We start from the raw sequence: 2,194 nt of genomic DNA, 5'->3' as shown, positions 1-2,194 counted from the left end.
GCACAGTGGGCATACAACCTCACCGTCGCCGACCTCCACACCTACTACGTCGGCACCGATGGCGACGCCGCTGTCCTGGTACATAACTCGTCGTGCAGTATCGCGGCTCACGGAGTGCCCGCAGCACCCGGTGTCTACCGGCTCCGCTTCGCTGACGGAAGTGAGTACATTGGGAAGAGCGTGAACATGCACCGCCGTGTTCACAGTCACGCGCGCAGAGACTGGGGATCGTCGATTGTTTCGGTTTCGCATCAGACTATGACTCGCGACGCAATCCACGCAGCCGAGAGAAATGCGATTCGCAGGGCCGACCGAGCCGGGGTGTCGCTCCGAAATGTGATTCGATACCGAGGTGGGCGCTAGATGGCGATAGAGATTCACGGTGCGCTTTGGGACGGAGAGAAGACCGAGGCTCACCTTTCCGTTTCCCGCGTAACTGCCGACGAGTTCGCGCGACTGTTGGCCGCCAGTGTCGAGGTACTTGTGTTCACAGCGGGATCCACCTCGCGCGCAGCGTCAGACCTGGCTTGGGTCAACGGCCTTCCTTGCGTCACCACGCTGTCATTTGAGGAAGGTGCCGAGTGTCCTGACTTGTCTAGGGTTGACCCGGCTCGCCGGTCCAGGGTCCTGATTTGGGAGAACTTGCCGGCAATGGTCTCTCGCGGTGAACTGGAGGGCACGGAGAGCGCGCTATTTGCGTATGCCGATAGTGTTGCCGGCGGTGTGGTCGGCTTGCCGACCGTTCGACGACTTGAAGTGGGCCATCTCGACGGGACTTCGACAGCCGGCGATCGCTGTTCGCAGCTCACGCACCTGAAACTGCGCGGACGCCGTCGGCCCGTGGCGATGAACTGGGAGAACCCACCGCGGGCGCTCGTTGACCTCCAGGTCGACGACATGCAACTCGCTTCCGTGGACGCGTTGGCGTCGCTCACACACCTTCAACGAGTTGTGCAGGGCCCTACTGGTCAACGAGCGGTCAGATCCATCGAGCTGGATGTGTCGCCGCTGGTCGAGTGCCCGGAACTGGTTTGGCTGGACATGGCGACGGGATGGCCGATTCGCGGGCTCGACGCCCTAATGGAAAGACTCCCTGGGCTCCGCGCGCGCGTTGCGGCAGGGCGCCATGACGGCAACCCCGCGTCGAGTCGCCTCACCATCGTCGCCTAGACCCGCGCTTCGCGGGCCACGCCGGGGCGCCGCCCGGGGATATGCCTCACGGGGCTTGGCGTACGTCGATGTGACCCTCGCTGGGGGCAGGCCTCCGACGACTTCGATGTCCGTGGTAACCGACTCGAGCGCGCCACGAGCGTCTCCGGTGCCGCATCGGACTGCACCACGACCGGTGACCTCGTCGACCAGTGGACGTACGACGACGCCGACCGTGTCCAGACCGGCGCCAACGGTGCCGGCGGCGACTACGAGTACGACGCACTGGGACGCCAGACCCGCATCCCGGCGATCGACACCCCCGCCGGCGCCGCAGCGGGCGACCTCACCATCGGCTACTACGCCGATGACCTCGCGGCGTCGCTGAGCCAGAACGGCACCACCACCACGTTCGGCATCGACCCGCTGGGACGGCGCACCACCGCCATCAGCACCACCGGCGCTGACACCACGACGGTCACCCGTCACTACACCGATGCGTCGGATAATCCCGCGTGGGCCGACGAGACCAGCGCCGACGGATCTCGGCGCAGCTCGTGGTACGGCTCGTCCGTCGGTGGTGACCTTGGCATCGTCATCACCACCGACGATTCGGGTGGGACGGGTATCACGGTCGAGCTGGCGGACATCCACGGTGATATCGCGACGTCGCTGACGTTGGATGCCGCGGGTGGCGTGGACACGATGACGGCGTTGTCGGACTTCGACGAGTACGGCCGTCAGATCACCATCGCGGCTGACACCGGCGACGTCACGTACGACTGGACCGGCACGCTTGCCACCGATACCGGTGCCCTCGCGTACGGGTGGCTCGGTGGAAGCGAGCGCGCCACCGATGGCTCGACCGGGCTGATGCTGATGGGTGTCCGGTTGTACAACCCTGCCACCGGGTTGTTCACCTCGGTGGACCCTGTGCCCGGGGGCAACACCACGGCGTACGCCTACCCGCAGGACCCGATCAACAAGACCGACCTCGATGGCAAGGCCTGGGGTTGGCTGAAGAAGGCCCGCTCCGTTGCACGTT

At 65.4% G+C, this 2,194-nt stretch carries 4 protein-coding genes; 3 read left to right on the top strand and 1 reads right to left on the bottom strand.

Annotated features, from left to right (window positions below; all coding sequences use genetic code 11):
- Positions 1-363, top strand: a 363-nt coding sequence (locus AOM06_RS15210; protein ID WP_369401428.1) for a GIY-YIG nuclease family protein, incomplete at its 5' end; no start/stop codon positions are given.
- Positions 364-1,170 carry a hypothetical protein gene (locus tag AOM06_RS14880; RefSeq protein ID WP_156163736.1) on the top strand — a complete coding sequence of 269 codons (807 nt, stop codon included), beginning with the start codon at positions 364-366 and terminating at the stop codon, positions 1,168-1,170.
- A 338-nt stretch (positions 1,171-1,508) separates the two neighbouring features.
- Here AOM06_RS14880 and AOM06_RS15150 read toward each other — a convergent pair whose 3' ends face one another.
- Positions 1,509-1,631 (bottom strand): hypothetical protein, encoded by a 123-nt coding sequence (locus tag AOM06_RS15150; RefSeq protein ID WP_267127771.1) that lies wholly within the window; start codon positions 1,629-1,631, stop codon positions 1,509-1,511.
- Between the two features lie 223 nt (positions 1,632-1,854).
- Here AOM06_RS15150 and AOM06_RS14250 point away from each other — a divergent pair.
- Positions 1,855-2,194 (top strand): RHS repeat-associated core domain-containing protein (locus tag AOM06_RS14250; protein WP_156163735.1); only part of this gene is annotated, 340 nt, incomplete at its 3' end.

This window comes from Demequina subtropica, from assembly GCF_000971235.1.
In the GTDB taxonomy this organism is placed as follows: domain Bacteria; phylum Actinomycetota; class Actinomycetes; order Actinomycetales; family Demequinaceae; genus Demequina; species Demequina subtropica.
Note: the sequence above shows the minus strand (reverse complement) of the source record. Positions and strands in the feature narration are given on the sequence as shown.